15 protein-coding genes are annotated in these 19350 nt (G+C 71.4%); 6 read left to right on the top strand and 9 right to left on the bottom strand.

The window, feature by feature from the left end; genetic code table 11:
• Positions 1-76 precede the first annotated feature (76 nt).
• Positions 77-1477 (top strand): aminoacyl-tRNA deacylase and HDOD domain-containing protein, encoded by a 1401-nt coding sequence (locus BM198_RS00120; protein WP_074966935.1) that lies wholly within the window; start codon positions 77-79, stop codon positions 1475-1477.
• 61 nt (positions 1478-1538) lie between these two features.
• Here the strand turns inward: BM198_RS00120 and BM198_RS00115 are convergent, their stop codons facing one another.
• The 6 genes from BM198_RS00115 to BM198_RS00090 all read right to left on the bottom strand — a co-directional run bounded on the left by BM198_RS00115 (position 1539) and on the right by BM198_RS00090 (position 5065).
• On the bottom strand, positions 1539-2270 hold the full coding sequence (locus tag BM198_RS00115) for a hypothetical protein (protein ID WP_074966934.1): 732 nt from the start codon (positions 2268-2270) through the stop codon (positions 1539-1541).
• A 94-nt stretch (positions 2271-2364) separates the two neighbouring features.
• On the bottom strand, positions 2365-2757 hold the full coding sequence (locus BM198_RS00110) for a helicase (RefSeq protein ID WP_074966932.1): 393 nt from the start codon (positions 2755-2757) through the stop codon (positions 2365-2367).
• A gap of 127 nt (positions 2758-2884) precedes the next feature.
• Positions 2885-3157, bottom strand: coding sequence for an HU family DNA-binding protein (locus BM198_RS00105; RefSeq protein ID WP_044401477.1), 273 nt, complete (start codon positions 3155-3157; stop codon positions 2885-2887).
• 188 nt (positions 3158-3345) lie between these two features.
• Entirely contained in the window at positions 3346-4494 is a 1149-nt protein-coding gene (locus BM198_RS00100) for an NAD(P)/FAD-dependent oxidoreductase (RefSeq protein ID WP_074966930.1), read from the bottom strand.
• A 66-nt stretch (positions 4495-4560) separates the two neighbouring features.
• Entirely contained in the window at positions 4561-4728 is a 168-nt protein-coding gene (locus BM198_RS00095) for a rubredoxin (RefSeq protein ID WP_044401471.1), read from the bottom strand.
• 169 nt (positions 4729-4897) lie between these two features.
• A complete protein-coding gene (locus BM198_RS00090) occupies positions 4898-5065 on the bottom strand; it encodes a rubredoxin (RefSeq protein ID WP_044401468.1) in 168 nt (55 codons plus the stop codon).
• A 161-nt stretch (positions 5066-5226) separates the two neighbouring features.
• Between BM198_RS00090 and BM198_RS00085 the strand changes: the two genes are divergently transcribed.
• From BM198_RS00085 to BM198_RS00065, 5 genes are all read left to right on the top strand, one after another.
• The gene (locus tag BM198_RS00085; protein ID WP_074966928.1) at positions 5227-5781 is read left to right on the top strand and encodes a chorismate--pyruvate lyase family protein; all 555 of its coding nucleotides are present in this window, start codon (positions 5227-5229) and stop codon (positions 5779-5781) included.
• Positions 5782-5809: 28 nt separating this feature from the next.
• The gene (gene ubiA / locus BM198_RS00080; protein WP_074966926.1) at positions 5810-6700 is read left to right on the top strand and encodes a 4-hydroxybenzoate octaprenyltransferase; all 891 of its coding nucleotides are present in this window, start codon (positions 5810-5812) and stop codon (positions 6698-6700) included.
• A gap of 110 nt (positions 6701-6810) precedes the next feature.
• On the top strand, positions 6811-7500 hold the full coding sequence (phoB, locus tag BM198_RS00075) for a phosphate regulon transcriptional regulator PhoB (RefSeq protein WP_044401460.1): 690 nt from the start codon (positions 6811-6813) through the stop codon (positions 7498-7500).
• 27 nt (positions 7501-7527) lie between these two features.
• Positions 7528-8832 carry a phosphate regulon sensor histidine kinase PhoR gene (gene phoR, locus BM198_RS00070; RefSeq protein ID WP_044401457.1) on the top strand — a complete coding sequence of 435 codons (1305 nt, stop codon included), beginning with the start codon at positions 7528-7530 and terminating at the stop codon, positions 8830-8832.
• A 112-nt stretch (positions 8833-8944) separates the two neighbouring features.
• Positions 8945-10285 (top strand): hemolysin family protein, encoded by a 1341-nt coding sequence (locus BM198_RS00065; protein WP_074966925.1) that lies wholly within the window; start codon positions 8945-8947, stop codon positions 10283-10285.
• Between the two features lie 125 nt (positions 10286-10410).
• On the opposite strand, the gene recD is transcribed toward BM198_RS00065, so the two are convergent.
• Genes recD through recC form a run of 3 tightly spaced genes read right to left on the bottom strand, consistent with a single transcriptional unit; the run spans position 10411 to position 19057 of the window.
• Entirely contained in the window at positions 10411-12276 is a 1866-nt protein-coding gene (gene recD, locus BM198_RS00060; RefSeq protein ID WP_139233534.1) for an exodeoxyribonuclease V subunit alpha, read from the bottom strand.
• Entirely contained in the window at positions 12273-15812 is a 3540-nt protein-coding gene (recB, locus tag BM198_RS00055) for an exodeoxyribonuclease V subunit beta (RefSeq protein WP_074966921.1), read from the bottom strand. The genes recD and recB overlap by 4 nt, the downstream gene beginning before the upstream one ends.
• Positions 15809-19057 (bottom strand): exodeoxyribonuclease V subunit gamma, encoded by a 3249-nt coding sequence (recC, locus tag BM198_RS00050; protein WP_074966918.1) that lies wholly within the window; start codon positions 19055-19057, stop codon positions 15809-15811. Before recC ends, recB begins: the two co-directional genes overlap by 4 nt.
• Between the last annotated feature and the right edge of the window lie 293 nt (positions 19058-19350).

The raw sequence follows: 19350 nt of genomic DNA, 5'->3' as shown, positions 1-19350 counted from the left end.
CGCCGGTCGCCTGACCCATCAGTCCTGATGGCTGCTCGTTATACTCCGGGCAGTCGCTTTGAAGCCGGATAACGCCATGACCGAAGTCGCATTCGCCCCGGACCAGGAACCCCACGCACCCGACGTGATCCTGCAACTGCTGGACAAGCTGGGCATCGCCAGCCAGGTCCGCGCCGACACGCCCGACCTGCCGGCCGAGCGCCGGGTCCAGGCGGTGCTGCTGGAGGATGCCGTCGGCGCCCTGCTGGTGCTCTACCCGCGCAGCCAGCTGCTGGACCTGAACCGCCTCGCCGAGCTCACCGGCCGCAAGCTGGTCACCATCAAGCCCGAGCGCTTCGAGCGCATGCTCGGCAAGCACGACCTGAACACTCTGCCGGCCCTGCCGCCGCTGACCAGCTCGCCGTGCCTGTACGACGAGCGCCTGCTGCAGGAGCCCTCGCTGCTGATCGACTCCGGGCACACCGGCCTGGTGCTGGAGATCCCCACCGAGCAGTACCGCCAGTTGCTCAGCAAGGCCAGCGCCGCCCGCTTCGGCGAGCCGCTGGATGGCATCCGCCTGAACCTCGACCGCCCGGACGACGACCGTGCCGAGATCAGCCAGGCCGTCCAGGCCTTCACCGCCCGACGCATCCAGCAGCGCCTCGAGGAAACCATCGAGATCCCGCCGCTGCCGGAAACCGCGCAGAAGATCATCAAGCTGCGGGTCGACCCCAATGCCACCGTCGACGACATCACCGGCGTGGTGGAGACCGACCCGGCCCTGGCCGCCCAGGTGGTGAGCTGGGCCGCCTCGCCGTACTACGCCGCGCCGGGCAAGATCCGCTCGGTGGAGGACGCCATCGTCCGCGTGCTGGGCTTCGATCTGGTGATCAACCTGGCCCTCGGCCTGGCCCTGGGCAAGACCCTGAGCCTGCCCAAGGACCAGCCCCAGCAGGCCACGCCCTACTGGCAGCAGGCGGTCTACACCGCCGCCGTGATCGAAGGCCTGACCCGCGCCATCCCCCGCGCCCAGCGCCCGGAGGCCGGCCTCACCTACCTCGGCGGCCTGCTGCACAACTTCGGCTACCTGGTCCTGGCCCACGTCTTCCCGCCGCACTTCTCGCTGATCTGCCGGCACCTGGAAGTAAACCCGCACCTACCCCACAGCTACATCGAGCAGCACCTGCTGGGCATCACCCGCGAGCAGATCGGCAGCTGGCTGATGCGCTTCTGGGACATGCCCGAGGAGCTCTCCGCCGCCCTGCGCTTCCAGCACGACCCGAACTACGACGGCGCCAACCACGCCTACCCCAACCTGGTCACCCTGGCCGTCGGCCTGCTGCGCCAGCGGGGCATCGGCATGGGCCCGCAGATCGCCCTGCCGGACGAGCTGTTCGAGCGCCTGGGCCTGTCCCGGGAGAAGGCCGACGACGCCGTGAACAAGGTGCTCGAAGCCGAAGCCGCGCTGCGCGAGCTGGCCTCCCAGTTCAACCACTGAGCCATGCGCTTCACGAAAAAGGGCCCCTCGGGGCCCTTTTTGTTGCACGCGGAACCGCCCGCTACTTGAGCAGCGCCCGGCGCTTGGCGAAGACCCCGGGCAGTGCCTCCAGGCTCGCATCCAGCAGGCGCTTCACGGCCGGCCGCTCGTAGAGTTCGGCATAGGCCTGGACCTGCTCGCTGGGCATCTGCCGGTAGGCATAGAGCATGAAGGACTCCACCGCCTGGGCGCTGCTGGCGTGGATGCCCTCGGCCTGCTGGGCGGTCTGCTGGGCCAGGGCCGGCTCGCTGATGCGCTCGCCCCGCTGGCGCAGGCTGAGCAGCGCCAGGGTCTTGCCCACCTCGTAGCGCAGCAGGGCCGCCAGGTCGGTGGTGCGGGCCGCGCGGTCCAGGCGGTGCACCAGCTCCACGCGGTCGGCACGGGGCGGCTTGTCGGCCAGTTGCTTGCGGTAGTCCACCAGCCCGTCGTCTACCTCGCGCTCGGCGGCGGTGAAACGCCGGGCCAGCTCGCTGTCCAGCGCCTGCTCGACCTCGGCCAGCTGCGCCGCCTCCAGCCGAGGGGCCACGGCCGCCGCCAGGTCGGCGCACACCGCCTCGGCGGCAAAGGCGCTGGCCAGCTGCTTCTGATAAGACTCGGGGGCACCCCGCTGCAACAGCGTGCCGCTCTGCTCGCAGAGCAGGCGCACGCCGGCCAGTTCGAAGGCACGGTCCAGCTGGGCGGGGGCAGGGGGTGTGGGGGCTGCGAAGGCAGCGGCGCTGGCGAGCAGCAGGGGCAGGGCGATCAGGACTCGCATGGGCAGGCTTCCATCAGGACGACGCGGGCGCGTGCCTCACGGAACGCGCCTGTTCAGCCTAGCGAAACGCCTGGAGGCTCACCAGCGAAGGGGCTCAGGCCGCCTGCTTGTCGACAGGCTTCTTCTTCGGCACCAGGTGCTTGGTCAGGCCCTGGAACCACAGCACCAGCGCCGGGTTGCCCTGGATCTGGATGTCCTTGTTCTGGATGCCCTGCATGAAGGCCAGCTGCTTGTTCTTGGCGTTCATGGTGGCGAACCCGTAGGCGCCATCCTTGAAGCCGATGGCGAAGGCCGGCGAAGCCGCCACGCCGCGCTTGCTGGTGACGCGCTGGTCCTTGACCACGAAGTGACGGGCCACCTTGCCATCGAGGGTGTGCAGCTGGAACACCAGGTCCTTGCCGGCCAGTTGCTCGCGGAAGGCGGCATTGTCACGGCTGGCCTTGGCCATCATGCGGCCCAGGACCCAGAGCAGGAGTCGGAATTTCATCGGCGAGCGCCTCGGTCGGAAGGGGAACGGGCGCGCATTGTAGCGGTTTGCGAGCGGGACTACAGCCCAGCCTGGAGATGGGTTGAAACGCTCCCGGGGCCGGCTGGGGGCCCCGGGAACACTGTCCTTAGTTGATCGAGTCCCTGAGGGATTTGCCCGGCTTGAAGGCCACGGTGTTGCTGGCCTTGATCTTGACCGGTTGACCGGTCTGCGGGTTCTTGCCGGTGCGAGCACCACGGTGGCGCTGCACGAAGGTGCCGAAACCGACCAGGGTCACGCTGTCCTTGCGGTGCAGCGCGTTGGTGATTTCTTCGAGAACGGCGTTGAGAACACGATTGGCCTGATCCTTGGTGAGATCGGCCTTCTCGGCGATGGCGGCGGCGAGTTCCGGTTTACGCATAGATGCCTCTGTGACGGTTTGTTGTTTTTGTGTCCGTGCTGTTCATCCAGAACAGCGCCCAAGGCGCCGCAACAGCTCTGCGCTGCGGCAGACCTCGGGGAGGATGGCATGCCACAAAGGCCCGCGCCAGTGTTGTCCGACAGTTTTGACCTACAAGCCGAGGGCGGATCCGACAGAAGGCCGGCCGTTCATGCCAAGACCGGCGGCAGTTCACGGTTCAGCGCGAGCTTCTCCTGCACCGCCGCACCGGTGAGCGCATAGCCCAGCAGGCGCCCGGAGGCATCGCGGCAGAGCGCCTTGATGTCCGCCCCGGCCCCTTCCACCGTCCATTCGCCGTCCAGGCCACGGGGCGGCGGCGAGACCACCAGCGGGCAGGCCGGGGTCTTCACCGTCACCGGCATCGGCCCGTAGCTGACCGCCGTCGGCGTACCGGCCAGGGTCTGCGCCAGGGCCCGGGCGCTGGCCATCAGCGGCATCACGTAGAGCAGGTTGATACCGTCCACTTCCGCGCAATCCCCCAGCGCGTAGATGTTCGCGTGGGAGGTGCGCAGCTCGCGGTCCACCACCACGCCGCGGTTCACGTCCAGGCCCGCTGCCGCTGCCAGGGCGGTGCGCGGACGCAGGCCCACGGCGGAGACCACCAGGTCGCAGCTGAGGTGGGTGCCGTCGGAGAGGTGCGCCTCCAGCGCCTCGCCGGCGTGGTTCAGGCTGGCCAGCACCGGCCCCAGGTGGAAGCGCGCGCCGATGGCTTCCAGCCCCGCCTGCACGGCGCCGGCCGCCGCCGGATGGAGCAGGCCGGGCATGACCTGCTCGCAGGGGGCGACGACCTCCACCTCGTAGCCGCCCAGGGTCAGGTCGTTGGCGAACTCGCAGCCGATCAGCCCGGCGCCGAGGATCAGCACCCGGCGCTTGCCGGCGGCCGCTGCGCGGAAGCGCGCATAGTCTTCCAGGTCATTGATGGGGAACACCACGTCCCCCGCATCGCCCTCCACCGGCACGCGGATCACCTCGGCCCCCCAGGCCAGCACCAGGTCGCGGTAGGCCACGGCTTCCTCGCCGATCCAGATCTGCCGGTGCCCCGGGTCGATGCCGGTGATGCGGGTGTGGGTGCGGATCTCCGCCTTCAGCTGCTCGGCCATGGCGCCGGCCTCGGCCACCGCCAGGCCGTCGGCGTCCTTGTTCTTGCCAAAGCCGGTGGACAGCATCGGCTTGGAATAGGAGCGGCCGTCGTCGGCACTGATCAGCAACAGCGGCGTCTCGCCGTCCAGCTTGCGAAACTCCTTGGCCAGGTTGTAGCCGGCCAGGCCGGTCCCGACGATCACCACAGGTGCACTCATCACTCACTCCTAGGACGAAAAACGACGCGACGGCCCGCAGGCCGTCGCTCAGAAAACCACCAGGACTCAGCGGATCTCGATCATCTCGAAGTCCACCTTGCCCACCCCGCAATCAGGGCAGACCCAATCCGCCGGGACGTCCTCCCAGCGCGTACCGGGGGCGATGCCCTCCTCGGGCAGCCCCAGGGCCTCGTCATAAATGAAGCCGCACACCACGCATTGCCACTTGCGCATACGCACCTCCACCCCAGCGGGAACGATCGGCCGAACCTACTCCAAACCGCCCGCGCTCGCCAAGCAGGCAGCCGCGCGCCCCGACGGAGGTTGGGGCGTGACCAGGGGGTGACAGGAGCGGGGAGGGAGAGAAACAGGGCCCCACGCAGAACGCGGGAGCCCGGGAGGATCAGCCGATCTCGATCATCTCGAAGTCCAGCTTGCCCACGCCGCAATCCGGGCACAGCCAGTCGGCCGGCACGTCTTCCCAGCGGGTACCGGGGGCGATGCCGTCGTCCGGCCAGCCCTGGGCTTCGTCATAGATCAGTCCGCAGACCACGCATTGCCATTTCTTCATATCTGCCTCGGGAAACTCACGGTTGCGCGCGCAACCTAACCCAATCGCCGGGCAGCGCCAAGACGCCCGCCGACCACCGCCCTGCGACAACCGGGCCCGTCCGGAGCGCGCCGGGCTGCGTGCTACACTCCCGCGCCGCCCAAGCCCCCCGCAGGTCCACCGTGTCGAACGCCGTCCTCGTCCACCCGCCCCGCTGGCTCAGCGCCCAGCAGCTGCACCCCGCGCCCGCTGCCGAGGTGCGCGACTGGCTGTTCGACCAGGGTTCGCTGACCCGCCGCCTCACCGCACAGGCCCAGGGCGCCTTCAGCGTCACCCCGCTCCACGAAGCCTGGCAGGTCCTGCGCAGCGACGAATGCCAGGCCCTCGGCGTGCCCGACGGCAGCCAGGGCTGGGTGCGCGAGGTGTACCTGCGCGGCCATGGCGAACCCTGGGTCTTCGCCCGCAGCGTCGCCGCCCGCAAGGCCCTGGAAGGCTCCGGCCTGGCCCTGGCCGACCTCGGCGGCCGCTCCCTCGGCGAGCTGCTGTTCAGCGACCGCGCCTTCACCCGCGGCGCCATCGAAGTCACCCGCTACCCGGCGTCGCTGCTGCCGGCCGACGTGCGCGAGGAACGCCTCTGGGGCCGCCGCTCCTGCTTCCGCCGCGACGGGCTGGGCGTGCTGGTGGCCGAGATATTCCTCCCCACGCTGTGGCGGCAGGCCGGAATCGAGGCCGTATAATCCGCCGCACGTCCAGCGGAGGCCCCCGATGTACATCCAGTTCCTGCGATCGCTCAACCGCCTGCACCCGCGTGCCTGGGACTTCGTCCAGCTCGCCCGGCTCGACCGTCCCATCGGCGTCTACCTGCTGCTCTGGCCCACCCTCTGGGCCGTGTGGATCGCCGCCGACGGCCACCCCAGCCTGAAGAATGTGCTGGTCTTCGTCCTCGGCGTCGCCGTCATGCGCGCCGCCGGCTGCGCCATCAACGACTATGCCGACCGCAACTTCGACGGCCACGTCGCCCGCACCCACGCCCGCCCCCTGGCCACCGGCGCCATCCGCCCGAAGGAAGCCCTGGTGTTCTTCGCCGTGCTGCTGGCCATCGCCTTCGGCCTGGTGCTGCTGACCAACGCCACCACCGTCTGGCTGTCCTTCGGCGCCGTGGCCCTGGCCGCCTGCTACCCCTTCATGAAGCGCTACACCTTCTACCCCCAGGTGGTGCTGGGCGCCGCCTACTCCTGGGGCATCCCCATGTCCTTCACCGCCGCCACCGGCGAACTGCCGGCCACCGCCTGGCTGATCTACATCGCCAACCTGCTGTGGACCGTGGCCTACGACACCTACTACGCCATGACCGACCGCGAGGACGACCTGAAGATCGGCATCAAGTCCACCGCCATCCTCTTCGGCGACGCCGACCGGGTGATCATCGCCACCCTCCAGGGCCTCGCCCTGCTGTGCCTGCTGCTGGCCGGCAGCCGCTTCGAACTGGGCCTGTACTTCCACCTCGGCCTGCTCGGTGCCCTGGCCTGCTTCGCCTGGGAATTCCACAGCACCCGCGACCGCGACCCGCAGGCCTGCTTCAAGGCCTTCCTGCACAACCACTGGGCGGGGCTGGCGATCTTCATCGGCGTGGTGGCCGACTACGCCCTGCGCTGAGCACGGGCAAGGCACGGCCGTCGTCTCCGCCACGGTCGTGTCATATCACTGCAATAATTCCGTTATCTAATGCGCGCAAACCCTCAGAACCAGCGACCCGAGGCGGATACATGGTTGGCAAGAACATCCTGATCGTCGACGACGAAGCACCGATCCGCGAAATGATCGCGGTGGCCCTGGAAATGGCCGGCTACGAGTGCCTGGAGGCGGAGAACACCCAGCAGGCCCACGCCAGCATCATCGACCGCAAGCCCGACCTGATCCTGCTGGACTGGATGCTCCCCGGCACCTCCGGCATCGAACTGGCGCGGCGCCTGAAGCGCGACGACCTGACCAGCGACATCCCGATCATCATGCTCACCGCCAAGGGTGAGGAGGACAACAAGATCCAGGGCCTGGAAGTCGGCGCCGACGACTACATCACCAAGCCCTTCTCGCCCCGCGAGCTGGTGGCCCGCCTCAAGGCCGTGCTGCGCCGTGCCGGCCCCACCGACAGCGAAGCCCCCATCGAGATCGGCGGCCTGCTGCTGGACCCCATCAGCCACCGCGTCACCATCGACGGCAAGCCGGCCGAGATGGGCCCCACCGAATACCGCCTGCTGCAGTTCTTCATGACCCACCAGGAGCGCGCCTACACCCGCGGCCAGCTGCTGGACCAGGTCTGGGGCGGCAACGTCTACGTCGAGGAACGCACCGTGGACGTGCACATCCGCCGCCTGCGCAAGGCCCTGGGCGACGCCTACGAGAACCTGGTGCAGACGGTGCGCGGCACCGGCTATCGTTTCTCCACCAAGGGCTAGAGCCCTCGCCGTACAAGGACGCGACCGTTGAACCAGGACTGGCGCCGTGCCGTAATCCGCCGTTTGATCCTCCTGCTCGGTGCCTGCCTCCTCGCCGGCTTCATCTCCGGTGAATACGGCTGGGCCCTGGCCATCGGCCTGGGCGCCTACCTCGGCTGGACCCTCAGCCAGCTGCTGCGCCTGCACAAATGGCTCAAGGAGCACAAACCCGACGAGCCGCCGCCTGACGGCTACGGCCTGTGGGGCGAAGTGTTCGACAGCATCTACCACCTGCAACGCCGCGACCAGCGCGTGCGCGGGCGCCTGCAGGCGGTGATCGACCGCGTGCAGGAGTCCACCGCCGCCCTCAAGGACGCCGTGGTGATGCTCGACAGCGAAGGCAACCTCGACTGGTGGAACCGCGCCGCCGAAAACCTGCTGGGCCTCAAGACCCCCCAGGACAGCGGCCAGCCGGTCACCAACCTGGTGCGCCACCCGCGCTTCAAGGAGTACTTCGAGCAGGAGAACTACCGCGAGGCCCTCGAACTGCCCTCACCGGTCAACGACCGCCTGCGCCTGCAGTTCCACATCACCCAGTACGGCAACCGCGAGCACCTGATGCTGGTGCGCGACATCACCCGGCTCCACCAGCTGGAGCAGATGCGCAAGGACTTCGTCGCCAACGTCTCCCACGAGCTGCGCACCCCGCTGACGGTGATCGCCGGCTACCTGGAGACCCTGCTGGACAACGTCGACGACGTGAACCCGCGCTGGGGCCGCGCCCTGCAACAGATGCACCAGCAGGCCGGGCGCATGCAGAACCTGCTCAACGACCTGCTGCTGCTGGCCAAGCTGGAAGCCACCGACTACCCCTCCGACAACCAGCCGGTGGAGGTCGAGGCCCTGCTGCAGAGCATCCGCCACGACGCCCTCGCCCTGTCCGGCAGCCGCCAGCACCGCATCGAACTGGAGGCCGACGCCGGCGTGCGCCTGCGCGGCAGCGAGGCCGAACTGCGCAGCGCCTTCTCCAACCTGGTGTTCAACGCCGTGAAGTACACCCCCGACGGCGGTGACATCCGCATCCGCTGGTGGGGTGACGAACTGGGCGCGCACCTGGCCGTGCAGGACTCCGGCATCGGCATCGAAGCCAAGCACCTGCCGCGCCTGACCGAGCGCTTCTACCGGGTCGACTCCAGCCGCGCCAGCAACACCGGCGGCACCGGCCTGGGCCTGGCCATCGTCAAGCACGTGCTGATCCGCCACCGCGCCCGCCTGGACATCAGCTCCGTGCTCAACCACGGCAGCACCTTCACCTGCCATTTCCCCCCCGCACAGGTGGCCGGCGAGCGCTGAGACAGGCATCACGGCGCCCCCTGGGCCCCATGCTCCCGGGGCCTTCCGCCCGCTTGCAAACTCAAGGCCCAGCCTTCACCCTTAGCCGATCATTCGCCAGCCCTGACCCCTAATGGACCCTTCCACAAGCTCCACCTTCTCCAGCTATTTCGCCGATTTCGGCCTCGTCCTGTTCGCCCTCTTCCTCGTGCTGCTCAACGGCTTCTTCGTCGCCGCCGAGTTCGCCATGGTCAAGCTGCGCGCCACCCGTGTGGAATCCATCGCCGACCAGCACGGCTGGCGCGGCGGCATCCTGCGCACCGTGCACAACCAGCTGGACGCCTACCTCTCCGCCTGCCAGCTGGGCATCACCCTGGCCTCCCTCGGCCTCGGCTGGGTCGGCGAGCCGGCCTTCGCCCACCTGCTCGGCCCGCTGCTCAGCGCCGTCGGCGTGGAATCGGAGAAACTGCTCCACGGCATCTCCTTCTTCGCCGCCTTCTTCGTCATTTCCTACCTGCACATCGTGGTCGGCGAGCTGGCGCCCAAGTCCTGGGCCATCCGCAAGCCCGAGCTGCTGTCGCTGTGGACCGCGGTGCCGCTGTACCTCTTCTACTGGCTCATGTACCCGGCCATCTGGCTGCTCAACGCCAGCGCCAACACCATCCTGCGCATCGCCGGCCAGGGCGAGCCCGGCCCGCACCACGAGCACCACTACAGCCGTGACGAGCTCAAGCTGATCCTGCACTCCAGCCGCGCCCGCGACCCCAGCGACCAGGACATGCGCGTGCTCGCCTCCGCCGTCGAGATGGGCGAGCTGGAAGTGGTGGACTGGGCCAACTCCCGGGAAGACCTGATCTACCTGGAGCACGACGCCCCGCTGTCCGACATCCTCGGCGTCATCCGCCGCCACAAGTACAGCCGCTACCCGGTCTACGACGACCGCAAGGGCGAGTTCATCGGCGTCCTGCACATCAAGGACCTGCTCCTGGCCCTGTCCGCCCTGGACAGCCTGCCCGAGTCCTTCGACCTCGCCGAACTCACCCGCCCGGTGGAACGCGTCAGCAAGCACATGCCGCTGCCGCGCCTGCTGGAGCAGTTCCGCCAGGGCGGCGCGCACTTCGCCCTGGTCGAAGAGGCCGACGGCAAGGTGGTCGGCTTCCTGACCATGGAAGACGTGCTCGAAGTGCTGGTCGGCGACATCCAGGACGAACACCGCAAGACCGAGCGCGGCGTGCTCGCCTACCAGCCCGGCAAGCTGCTGGTGCGCGGCGACACCCCGCTGTTCAAGGTCGAGCGCCTGCTCGGCATCGACCTCGACCACGTCGAGGCCGACACCCTGGCCGGGCTGATCTACGACAGCCTCAACCGGGTTCCCGAAGAGGAAGAAGTGCTGGAGACCGAAGGCCTGCGCATCATCGTCAAGAAAATGAAGGGCCCGAAGATCGTCCTCGCCAAGGTCCTGCGGATCGACTGATCCACCGCGTCATGACAACGGGGCCCACGGGCCCCGTTCTCGTTCCCGCGCCCAGCCTGTGACTCGGCCGTGCGCAAGGCGGGCGTAGGGTGGGCTTCAGCCCACCGCTCAGACGCTCCAACACCCTAGAACAAATCCAACTGCCCCCCGGCCGGCGGCACCTGTACAACCGGAGCCACCGGAGCGGGCGCGGCCACGGGAGGCGCCGCCGGCTGCGGCTCACGGGCCAGGCGCTCGGCCAGGCCCGCCGCCCGTTCGGCACGGGTGCTCACCGCCTCGGCCAGGCGCTGGGGCAGGCCCCAGATCTCCACCCGCTGCCGGGCGCGGGTGATGCCGGTGTAGAACAGCGAGCGGCTGAGCAGCGGGCTCGGCTGCTCCGGCAGCACCAGCAGCACCTCGCGGAACTCCGAGCCCTGGCTCTTGTGCACCGTCATGGCGAAGGCGCTGTCGTGGCTGGGCAGGCGGGCCGGGGAGAAGGGCCGGTGGCCGTCCTCGCCCTCGAAGAACACCCGCAGCCCATGGGGCGTCGGCAGGCAGATGCCGACGTCGCCGTTGAACAGCCCCAGGGCGTAGTCGTTCTGCCGCACCATCACCGCCCGCCCCGGATACCAGCGCTCGCGGCTGGCGATGCCCAGGCGGCGCTTGATGCGCGCCTCCAGCGCCTCGTTGATCCCGGCCACGCCCCAGGGCCCCTCGCGCTGGGCGGTGAGGGCGCGGAATTCGGCGAAGGCCGCGAAGGCGGCCGTCGGGTCGCCCCGTCGCGCCGCACTGATGAAGGGGGCATAGCCCGCATCCAGGCGCTCCAGCAGCGCGGCCTGCAACGGCCCGGCGTTCCAGGCCAGGTCGGCGCGGCCCTCGCGCAGCAGCGCCAGGGTGCCGCGGGCGTCGCCGGCGTTGATCCGCCGTGCCAGCTCACCGATGCCGCTGTCCCCGGCGAAGCGGTGGCTGTGGGTCAGCAGCACCACCGAATCCCCCAGGCGCGAGGTGGGCGTCTCCGCCGGCACCGGCTGGCCGGTGATGCGCTCCAGCTCGGCCGCCGCCGTGGCGTCCAGGCCCCGGCCCTCGCAGAGTTCGGCGAACACCGCGCCGGCCTCCACCGCCGCCAGCTGGTCCTTGTCCCCCAGCAGGATCAGCCGCGCCCCCGGGGGCAGCGCGTCCACCAGCTTGGCCATCAGCGCCAGGTCCACCATCGAGGCCTCGTCCACCACCAGCACGTCCAGCGGCAACGGGTTCTCGGCGTGGTGGCGCACCCGGGGGCTGTCGCCGTGGCTGCCGAGCAGGCGGTGCAGGGTGCGCGCCTCCTCCGGCAGCAGAGCCTTCACCGCGTCGCTCACCGGCAGGTCGGCCTTGGCGTTGCGGATCGCCTCGGCCATGCGTGCCGCCGCCTTGCCGGTGGGGGCTGCCAGGCCGATGGCCAGGCGCTCGCCACCGGGCTGCTCCAGCAGGGACGCCAGCAGGCGCACCACGGTGGTGGTCTTGCCGGTGCCGGGGCCGCCGGAGATCACCGCCAGGTTGCGCCGCACTGCCTGGGCAGCGGCCAGCCGCTGCCAGTCCGGCGACTGGGTGTTGCGGGCGAACAACCGCGCCAGGGACTCGCCCAGCTGCGCCTCGTCCACCGGCGGGCGGGCCGTGGCCAGCCCCAGCAGGGCCTCGGCCAGGCGCGCCTCGTAGGCGTGGTAGCGGCTGAGGTAGAGGCGGTCGCCGTCCAGGGTGAGCGGCGCGTAACCGCCGGCCGTGGCCACCAGCGGCGAGGCCGCCAGCTGTGCCCGCCAGGTGTCCAGGGGCGGCAGGTCGAAGCCCTCGATGCCCTCGTCGAACACCCGCTGGCCGGCCAGGCGCGCCAGGGGCAGGCACACGTCCCCCGCCGCCAGGGCCTGGCAGCAGAGCACCCCGGCCACCAGCACCGGCAGCGGCGCATCGGGCTCCAGGTGCAGCAGGCTGTCGGCGAAGAAGCGCTCCAGCGGCCCCAGGGGCAGGTCGGCAGGCATCACGGGTGGCCCTCCTCGAACAGCCGGTCCAGCGCGTCCAGCAGCGCGTCGTCCGGGCGGTGGAAGTACACCCCGGCGTCGGGCATGCCGCGCAGGAACAGGTAGTAGGCGCCGCCCAGCCCGTCCGGGCCGAAGCCGTCCAGGCGCTGGCGCAGGAAGCGCCGCAGCGCCACCAGGTAGATCAGGTACTGCAGGTGGTAGTGCTCGGCGGCGATGGCCTGCTCCAGGCGTTCGCCGCCGTAGTAGCTGGCGTCGGGACCCAGCCAGTTGGACTTGTAGTCGGCGATGTACCAGCGCCCCTGGTGCTCGAAGGTGAGGTCGATGAAGCCCTTCATGAAGCCATTGAGGGTGTCGAACTCCAGGCGCTCGGCCGCCGCACGCATGGGCGCCGGCAGGCCGTGGGCCGGGTCCGCCAGCACCGCGCGCAGGCCGTGCAGGTCGAGCTGGCGCACCGGGAAGGTGAAGCCCAGTTCCGGCAGGCGCCGCGCCGGGTCGAGCCCGGCCAGGGTCAGGCCGGCGCCGTCAAGGTCGGTGTCCAGAACCTGGCGCAGGTGCAGGGTCGCGGTCTCGGCCCATTCCAGCGGCAGGCCGTGGCCCTTGAGGTGGGTGTCCACCAGCGCGGCCAGCTCGCCCTCGCCGCGCACCCAGTCCTCGAGGATGGCGTGCAGGCAGGTGCCCGCCCGGGCGCCGCGCGGGAAGGCGTGGAAGCCGCTGCCCGGGTCGGTGGCCGGCGGCACGAAGAAGGCGTCGCGGTCCGGCGCCTCCATGTGCATGCCGGCCGCCAGGCCGGAGAAGCTGCCGACCCGCCAGGCGCTGTGCAGGGTGCGCTGCAGCTGCGCCAGGGCCGTCGGCGGCGGGGCGCGGTGCTCACCCTGGGCGCTGGCCTCGGCCTCGCGCAGGGGCACCACGGCGATGTCGCCCGCGCTGTCGGCGGCCAGGGCCTCCAACTCCAGGCGCAGGCCGGGGCCTTCCAGGGCCGCCAGGTGGCCGGCCAGTTCGTCCAGGGGCGCGTCGCCGGGCAGGGTGCGCCCGTGCAGCAGCCAGGCCAGGGCGCTGGTGTGCAGCCCGTCATCGGGCAGGCCGCCGTCCTTCTTCGGCTTGGGCACCGCCACCGGGCCCCAGTGCAGCCAGAGGCGGTCGCGGGGGCGGGTGAGGGCCACGTAGGCCAGGCGCAGGCGTTCGGCGAAGCGCTCGCGACGGGCGCGCTCGCGGTGGGCTTCCAGCTCGGGGCCGCCCAGGTCCAGCAGCGGGGTGCCGTCCTCCGCGTGGCAGGTGATGTCTTCGTCGCGGCGCAGCAGTGCGCCGTCCCACAGGTAGGGGCAGAACACCAGCGGGTATTCCAGGCCCTTGGAGGTGTGCACGGTGACGATCTGCACCCGCTCGGCATCGCTTTCCAGGCGCAGCAGGGCGTCGTCGCCGTGGCTCTCGGCCTGGCACTGGGCGATGAACCAGGCCAGCAGCGGCTCCAGGCCGGGACGCAGCAGGCTCTCGGCCTGCAGCAGTTCGGCCAGGTGCAGCAGGTTGGTCAGGCGCCGTTCGCCGTCGGGCAAGGCGATCAGCCGCTCGGCCACCGCCTGCTCGTCGAGCCAGGCGCGGAAGGCGCGCATGAAGCCGTGCTGCTGCCATAGCTGGTGGTAGCGCTCGGCGCGTTCGCGTTCCTCGTCCCAGGCGTGCTCGTCGTCCTGGCAGCGGGCCAGGGCCTGGGCGTCGCGGCCCAGCAGGCGGGTGGAGAGGGCATAGCGCAGCACGCCCTCGCGCCCCGGCTCGGCGTAGGCGGCGAGCACGGCGGCCAGTTCGGCGGCCTCTTCGCTGTGCCAGACGCTGTCGCGGCCACGGCGCACGCTGGGCACGCCACGGGTGGCCAGCTCGGCGGCCACGTCGCCGGCCTGGCGGTGGCTGGCCACCAGCACGGCGAAGTCGCCGCCGCGCAGCGGGGTGCGCACGCCGTCAGCCTCGAAGTAGGCCTGGCCGGCGGCGCTGGCGGCCAGCAGGGCGGCGATGCGGCGGGCGGTGTCGATGGCCACCGCGCGGCCGGCCTCGCCCTTGCCGAGGGGCTCGTCCCCCAGCCATACCAGCTCCAGGGGAGCACCGCCCTCGGGCAGCACCAGCTGCGGGCGCGGCTTGTCGCTGGCGCCCACCGGCGGGTAGTCCAGCCCCGGCTCGGCGAACGGGCGGGGGCGGTCGAAGACCCGGTTCAGCGCGGCGATCAGGCGTGGCACGGAGCGGTGGTTGGTGGCCAGGCTGTACTGCCGGGCGGCCTCGTCGCGGGCCTTGAGGTAGGTGGCCAGGTCCGCGCCACGGAAGGCATAGATGGCCTGCTTGGGGTCACCGACGAAGCACAGGTCGCCCCCGGCTTCGCCGCCCGGGTAGACGCGGCGGAAGATGGCGTACTGCACCGGGTCGGTGTCCTGGAATTCGTCGATCAGCGCCACCGGGTAGCGCTCGCGCAGGGCGGCGGCCAGGGCGTCGCCGGCCTCGCCCTGCAGCGCCTCGTCGAGGCGGTTGAGCAGGTCGTCGAAGGCCAGCAGGCGCTGGGCCGCCTTGCGCTGGGGCAGCTCGCGGTTGAGGGTGTCGAGCAGGCGCACCTGCAGGGCGATCAGCCGTGCCTCGCCGGCCGGTTTGGCCGCCTCCAGCGCGTCCACCAGGCCTTGCAGGGCCGAGCAGAGCGGGTAATCCGGCAGGTCGAAACCCTTCTTGCAGCCCTTGGCCAGCGCCTCGCGGGCGAGCTTCTCCAGCCCCGCCGGCGGGGCGAAGAGCGCCGCCGGGTCGGCGAAGTAGGCATCCAGCTCGCTGTGCCAGAGGGCGAACTTGGCCGCGTCGTAGCTGCGCTTGTTGAGCCCGTCGAAGGCTGCCAGCTCGGCCAGGCAGCTGGCGGCGTCGCGCAGCCACAGGCTGCGGGCGTGTTCCCAGGCGTCGCAGGCCGGGTCCAGGTCGCCCGGGGCGGCGTCGCGGGGTTCGATGCGCAGGTAGGGCTTGCCCAGGTGCCCGCGCAGGCGCTGGCGCAGGCTGGCCGGGGTCAGCCGCTTCTGCGCCAGGAAGCGCGCCCAGGCCGGTTCGGCGGCGGCCAGTTCGGCCCGCCAGAGGTCGGCGAGCAGGGCGTCCAGCACGTCGCGGTCGTCGGCCGCCAGTTCGCTGTCGAAGTCCCCGCCGGCCTCGAAGGCCGCGTCCTGCAGGGCGCGCTGGCAGAAGCCGTGAATGGTGAAGATGGCCGCCTCGTCGAAACCGTGCACCGCCAGCAGCAGGCGGCGGTGGGCGTCCTCGCCCGGGTAGCGGGCATGCAGCCCGGCCAGCACCGGGTCCGGCGCGGGGCCGCCCTCGTACATGGCCAGCAGCGCCGCCAGGCGCGCGCGGATGCGCTCGCGCAGCTCGGCGGTGGCGGCGGTGGTGTAGGTGACCACCAGGATCTGCCCGACGCCGAGCTGGCGCTCCAGCAGCAGGCGGGCGTAGAGCGCGGTCAGGGTCCAGGTCTTGCCGGTGCCGGCGCTGGCCTCGATCAGGCTGCGGCCGTCGAAGGGGGAGTCGAGCAGGTCGAGGCTCATGCGTCCTCCTCGCCGTCATCGGCCAGGGCGTCCAGGGCCGGGCCGAGCAGGGTCTCGGCGAGGGTTTCGAAGCGCGCGTCCAGGGGGTCGCGGTCGCGGAAGGCGAGGGCGTACCAGGGGTCCTGGGATTCGCCACGGGGGCCGAAGTCGAGGCCTTCCCAGGCCAGGCGGGCCTTGCTGCGCGCCGCTTCCAGGGGTTCCTTGCGGCCGGGCTTGCGCAGGCCGTGGGCGAAGCCGTGGCTGGCCTTGGTGATCAGCGGCAGCGGGGTGCAGAGAGCCTCGCGGTAAGCCACCAGCCAGGGCTCCAGCAATTGCCGGGCGTTGGCCAGGGGGCCGGCCTGCCAGTCCCCGGCCGGCGACAGCAGGCGGCTCTCCCGGGCGATGCCGGGGGGCGCGGCAATGTTCAGCAGCAGGTGGCGCAGCCAGAAGGGCGCCAGCTCCCACTCGCCGAGGCGGTTCAGGCGCCAGCCGAACAGGCCGTCTTCGGTCACCCCGTCGAGCCAGCCGTGGATGCGCACACCGGCCAGTTCCAGGTCCACCAGCAGCGGCTGCGGCGCGCTCTCCGGGCGGGCGTCGAACAGCCGGGGGGCGAAGGCGCGCACCGGGCCGCGCAGCTGGCCCCACAGGGCGTGGCCGAGTTCGCCGCTGGGCAGCCAGCCGGCGGCACGGGCGATGCGGCGCTCGTCGGCCTCGGACCAGCCGCGCTCGACGGCGTCCAGGGCGAGCTGGCGCAGGCCGCGCCAGGCGGGGCCTTCGAGGGCGAAGGGCTCGTCGCTGGCGAGGGCTTCCTCAGGCTCGGCCAGGTGCAGGCCGAGGCGCTGCTCCAGCAGGAAGCGCGCCGGGTGGCGGAAGCACTGCACCAGCATCGAGGGTTCCAGGGTCAGCCAGTCGGCGTCGGACGCCGGCAGCGGCTCGGCGAAGGGCGCGGCGGCCGGCTGCGGTTCGCCGGCCAGGCGCTGGGCGGCGCGGAACCAGGGGGCGGCGTAGCCACGGTGGACGCCGCCGGCGAAGTTGCCGGGGGCGAAGGGCTGCAGCGGGTGGTTGACCAGCACCCGCTGGCTGGCGGGGGCGCCGTCGGTGTGGGCGGTGAGGTCGACGGTCTCCAGCAGCTCGCTGACCAGCACCGAGGGCGGCAGCGCGGCGTTGTCCCGGGGGTCGCGGCCGACGTAGCTGATGTACAGGCCGTCGCGGGCCGACTGCAGGGTTTCCAGCAGCAGGTAGCGGTCGTCCAGGCGCCGGGCGCGGTCGCCCCGGCGCGGCCGGCGGGTGATCAGGTCGAAACCGGCGGCGGGAGTGCGCCGGGGGAAGGCGCCGTCGTCCAGGCCGAGCAGGCACACCAGGCGGAACGGCAGGCTGCGCATGGGCACCATGGTGCAGAAGGTCACGGCGCCGGTGAGGAAGCCCGAGGCGCCGCCGCCGGCATCCAGCGCGGCCACCAGTTGCTGGCGCACCAGGGCCAGCTCCACCGGGCGGGTGATCAGCGCGGCCTCGCCCTGCTTGCGCAGTTCGCCGCAGGCCTGGGACAGCAGCAGCAGGGTCTCGCCGGCCTCGCGTTCGTCGAACAGCTGGTCGATCAGCCCCTGCAGGGTCTCGGCCCAGTCCGCCAGCGGGCGCGGCCGGGCCAGGTCGTCGGCGAGCACGCCAAGGCGCTGGATGAAGCCGGCCAGGCGGCCGAGCAGTTGCGCGCGGGCGCCTTCGAGGGCATCCAGCGGCCAGCTGTCCCCCAGCAGCGGCGGGGCCTCGCCGGCCAGCCGGGGCGGCGCAGCGAAGCCCAGCACCAGGCGTTCCAGGCCCTGGCGCCAACTGAAGGCATCGTCCTCGGGCAGGCCCAGGCGCACCCGGTGGCGGGCATCACGGCCCCAGCGCACGCCGGCTTCGCGCAGCCAGTCGCGGATCAGCGGCAGGTCATCGGCGTCGATGCCGGCGCGGGCCGCCAGGGCCGGCAGCTCCAGCCAGGCCAGCAGTTCCTCGGCGGCAAAGCGGCTCTGGGGCAGCTCCAGCAGGGCGAGGAAGGCCTCCACCAGCGGCAGCTCGGCGCGCAGGCTGCGGTCGGCCAGGCTGTAGGGGATGCGCGGCACGCCCTCGCGGGGGGCGAACACCGCTTCGATGTAGGGGGCGTAGCGCTCGATGTCGGGGGTCAGCACCACCACCTGGTCGGGGGTCAGCCCGGGGTCGGCGGCGAAGCGGGCCAGCAGCTGGTCGTGCAGCACCTCCACTTCCCGCAGCGGCGAGTGGCAGACGTGCACCTCCAGCGAGCGGTCGTCCGGGCGCAGCGCCAGGCGCTCGTCGGCGTGGCGGGTGCGCAGCCGCAGGATGTCGTTCTGGATGGCACGCAGCAGGCTGCTGTCGTCCAGGCCATCGTCCTCGGCGTAGATGCCGAAGTCCTGCCCGCCGAGGGTGAACAGGGCGTCGAAGAAGTCGCGCCCCTGCTTGCCGAGGCTGGCCAGCAGCGGGTGGCCGACGTCCAGATACCAGTCGTCGATGCCCGGCTCCGGCAGGGCGGCCAGCTCACGGATGTCGCGGATGTCGCCCCAGGCTTCGCGGCAGGGGTTGAGGGCGAAGAGGATGACCTCGCAGTGCCGCGCCAGCCCTTCCAGCACGCGCATGTGGTGCGGCGGCAGGCTGCTGATGCCGAACACCACCAGGCGCTCGGGCAGCCCGCCCAGGGGCGCCGGGTCGTGCAGCCGCGCCAGCAGGTCGCCCAGCAGGCGCGCGCGGTGGGGGTGGCCGTCGACGGTGAGGGCCTGCCAGAGCAGCGCCTGCCAGGCTTCGTCGGGGCCGAGCCCGAGCAGCTCGCCCCGCTCCCAGGCGGCCAGCCAGTCGTCGCGGTAGAGCAGGTACTGGTCGAAGACGTCGGCGATGCGTGCGGCCAGGGTCAGGCGACGGCGCTCGTCCCCGCCCTCCAGATACTGCGCCAGGCGCGGCGCCTGCTCCAGGTGCGCGGGCTCGCAGAGCCAGTCGTAGAGGCGCCAGGTCAGGGTGGTGGGGTTGAAGGCCGATTGCGGCGGCAGTTCGCCCAGCACCTGGCGGGTGAGGTCCCAGACGAAGCGCGCCGGCAGCTGCACGTCGAGCTGCATGGCGATGCCCTGGGCGCGGGCCAGTTGCAGGGTCAGCCAGCGGCCCATGCCCTGGCTCGGCACCACCACCTTGGCCGGGGCCAGCGGGTCCGCCAGCGGCTGGGCGAGCAGGGCGCAGGCCAGCTCGCCGAGGCTTTCCAGGTCGTTGGCGTGGTAGAGGTTGAGCATGGGCGGGCCGCGTCGATCGGGAGCGCACAGGGTATCAGTTGACCCGATTGGGGGCGACGCCGCGCGCGGACAGGAATTGCCGACTTAACTGGCTTACAGGGAGGTGGATGCGCGCAGCGCGGGGCTGGCCCGATGCGCCTCGGAACATGACAATCGCGTGACAGTCTGATGTCACGGCGCCGCCACGCGGCGCCCTCGTCTGTGGGGGCCTGGTCCTGCCAGGGAATGGCGGCAGCCAGGGCCCCGGGAACGTGTCGCGATCTCCGCCCGGCAATTGGGGCGGCGCGCGACCG

It is taken from the genome of Metapseudomonas otitidis (genome assembly GCF_900111835.1).
In the GTDB taxonomy this organism is placed as follows: Bacteria; Pseudomonadota; Gammaproteobacteria; order Pseudomonadales; family Pseudomonadaceae; genus Metapseudomonas; species Metapseudomonas otitidis.
This window is presented reverse-complemented; position numbering and strand designations above follow the sequence as displayed.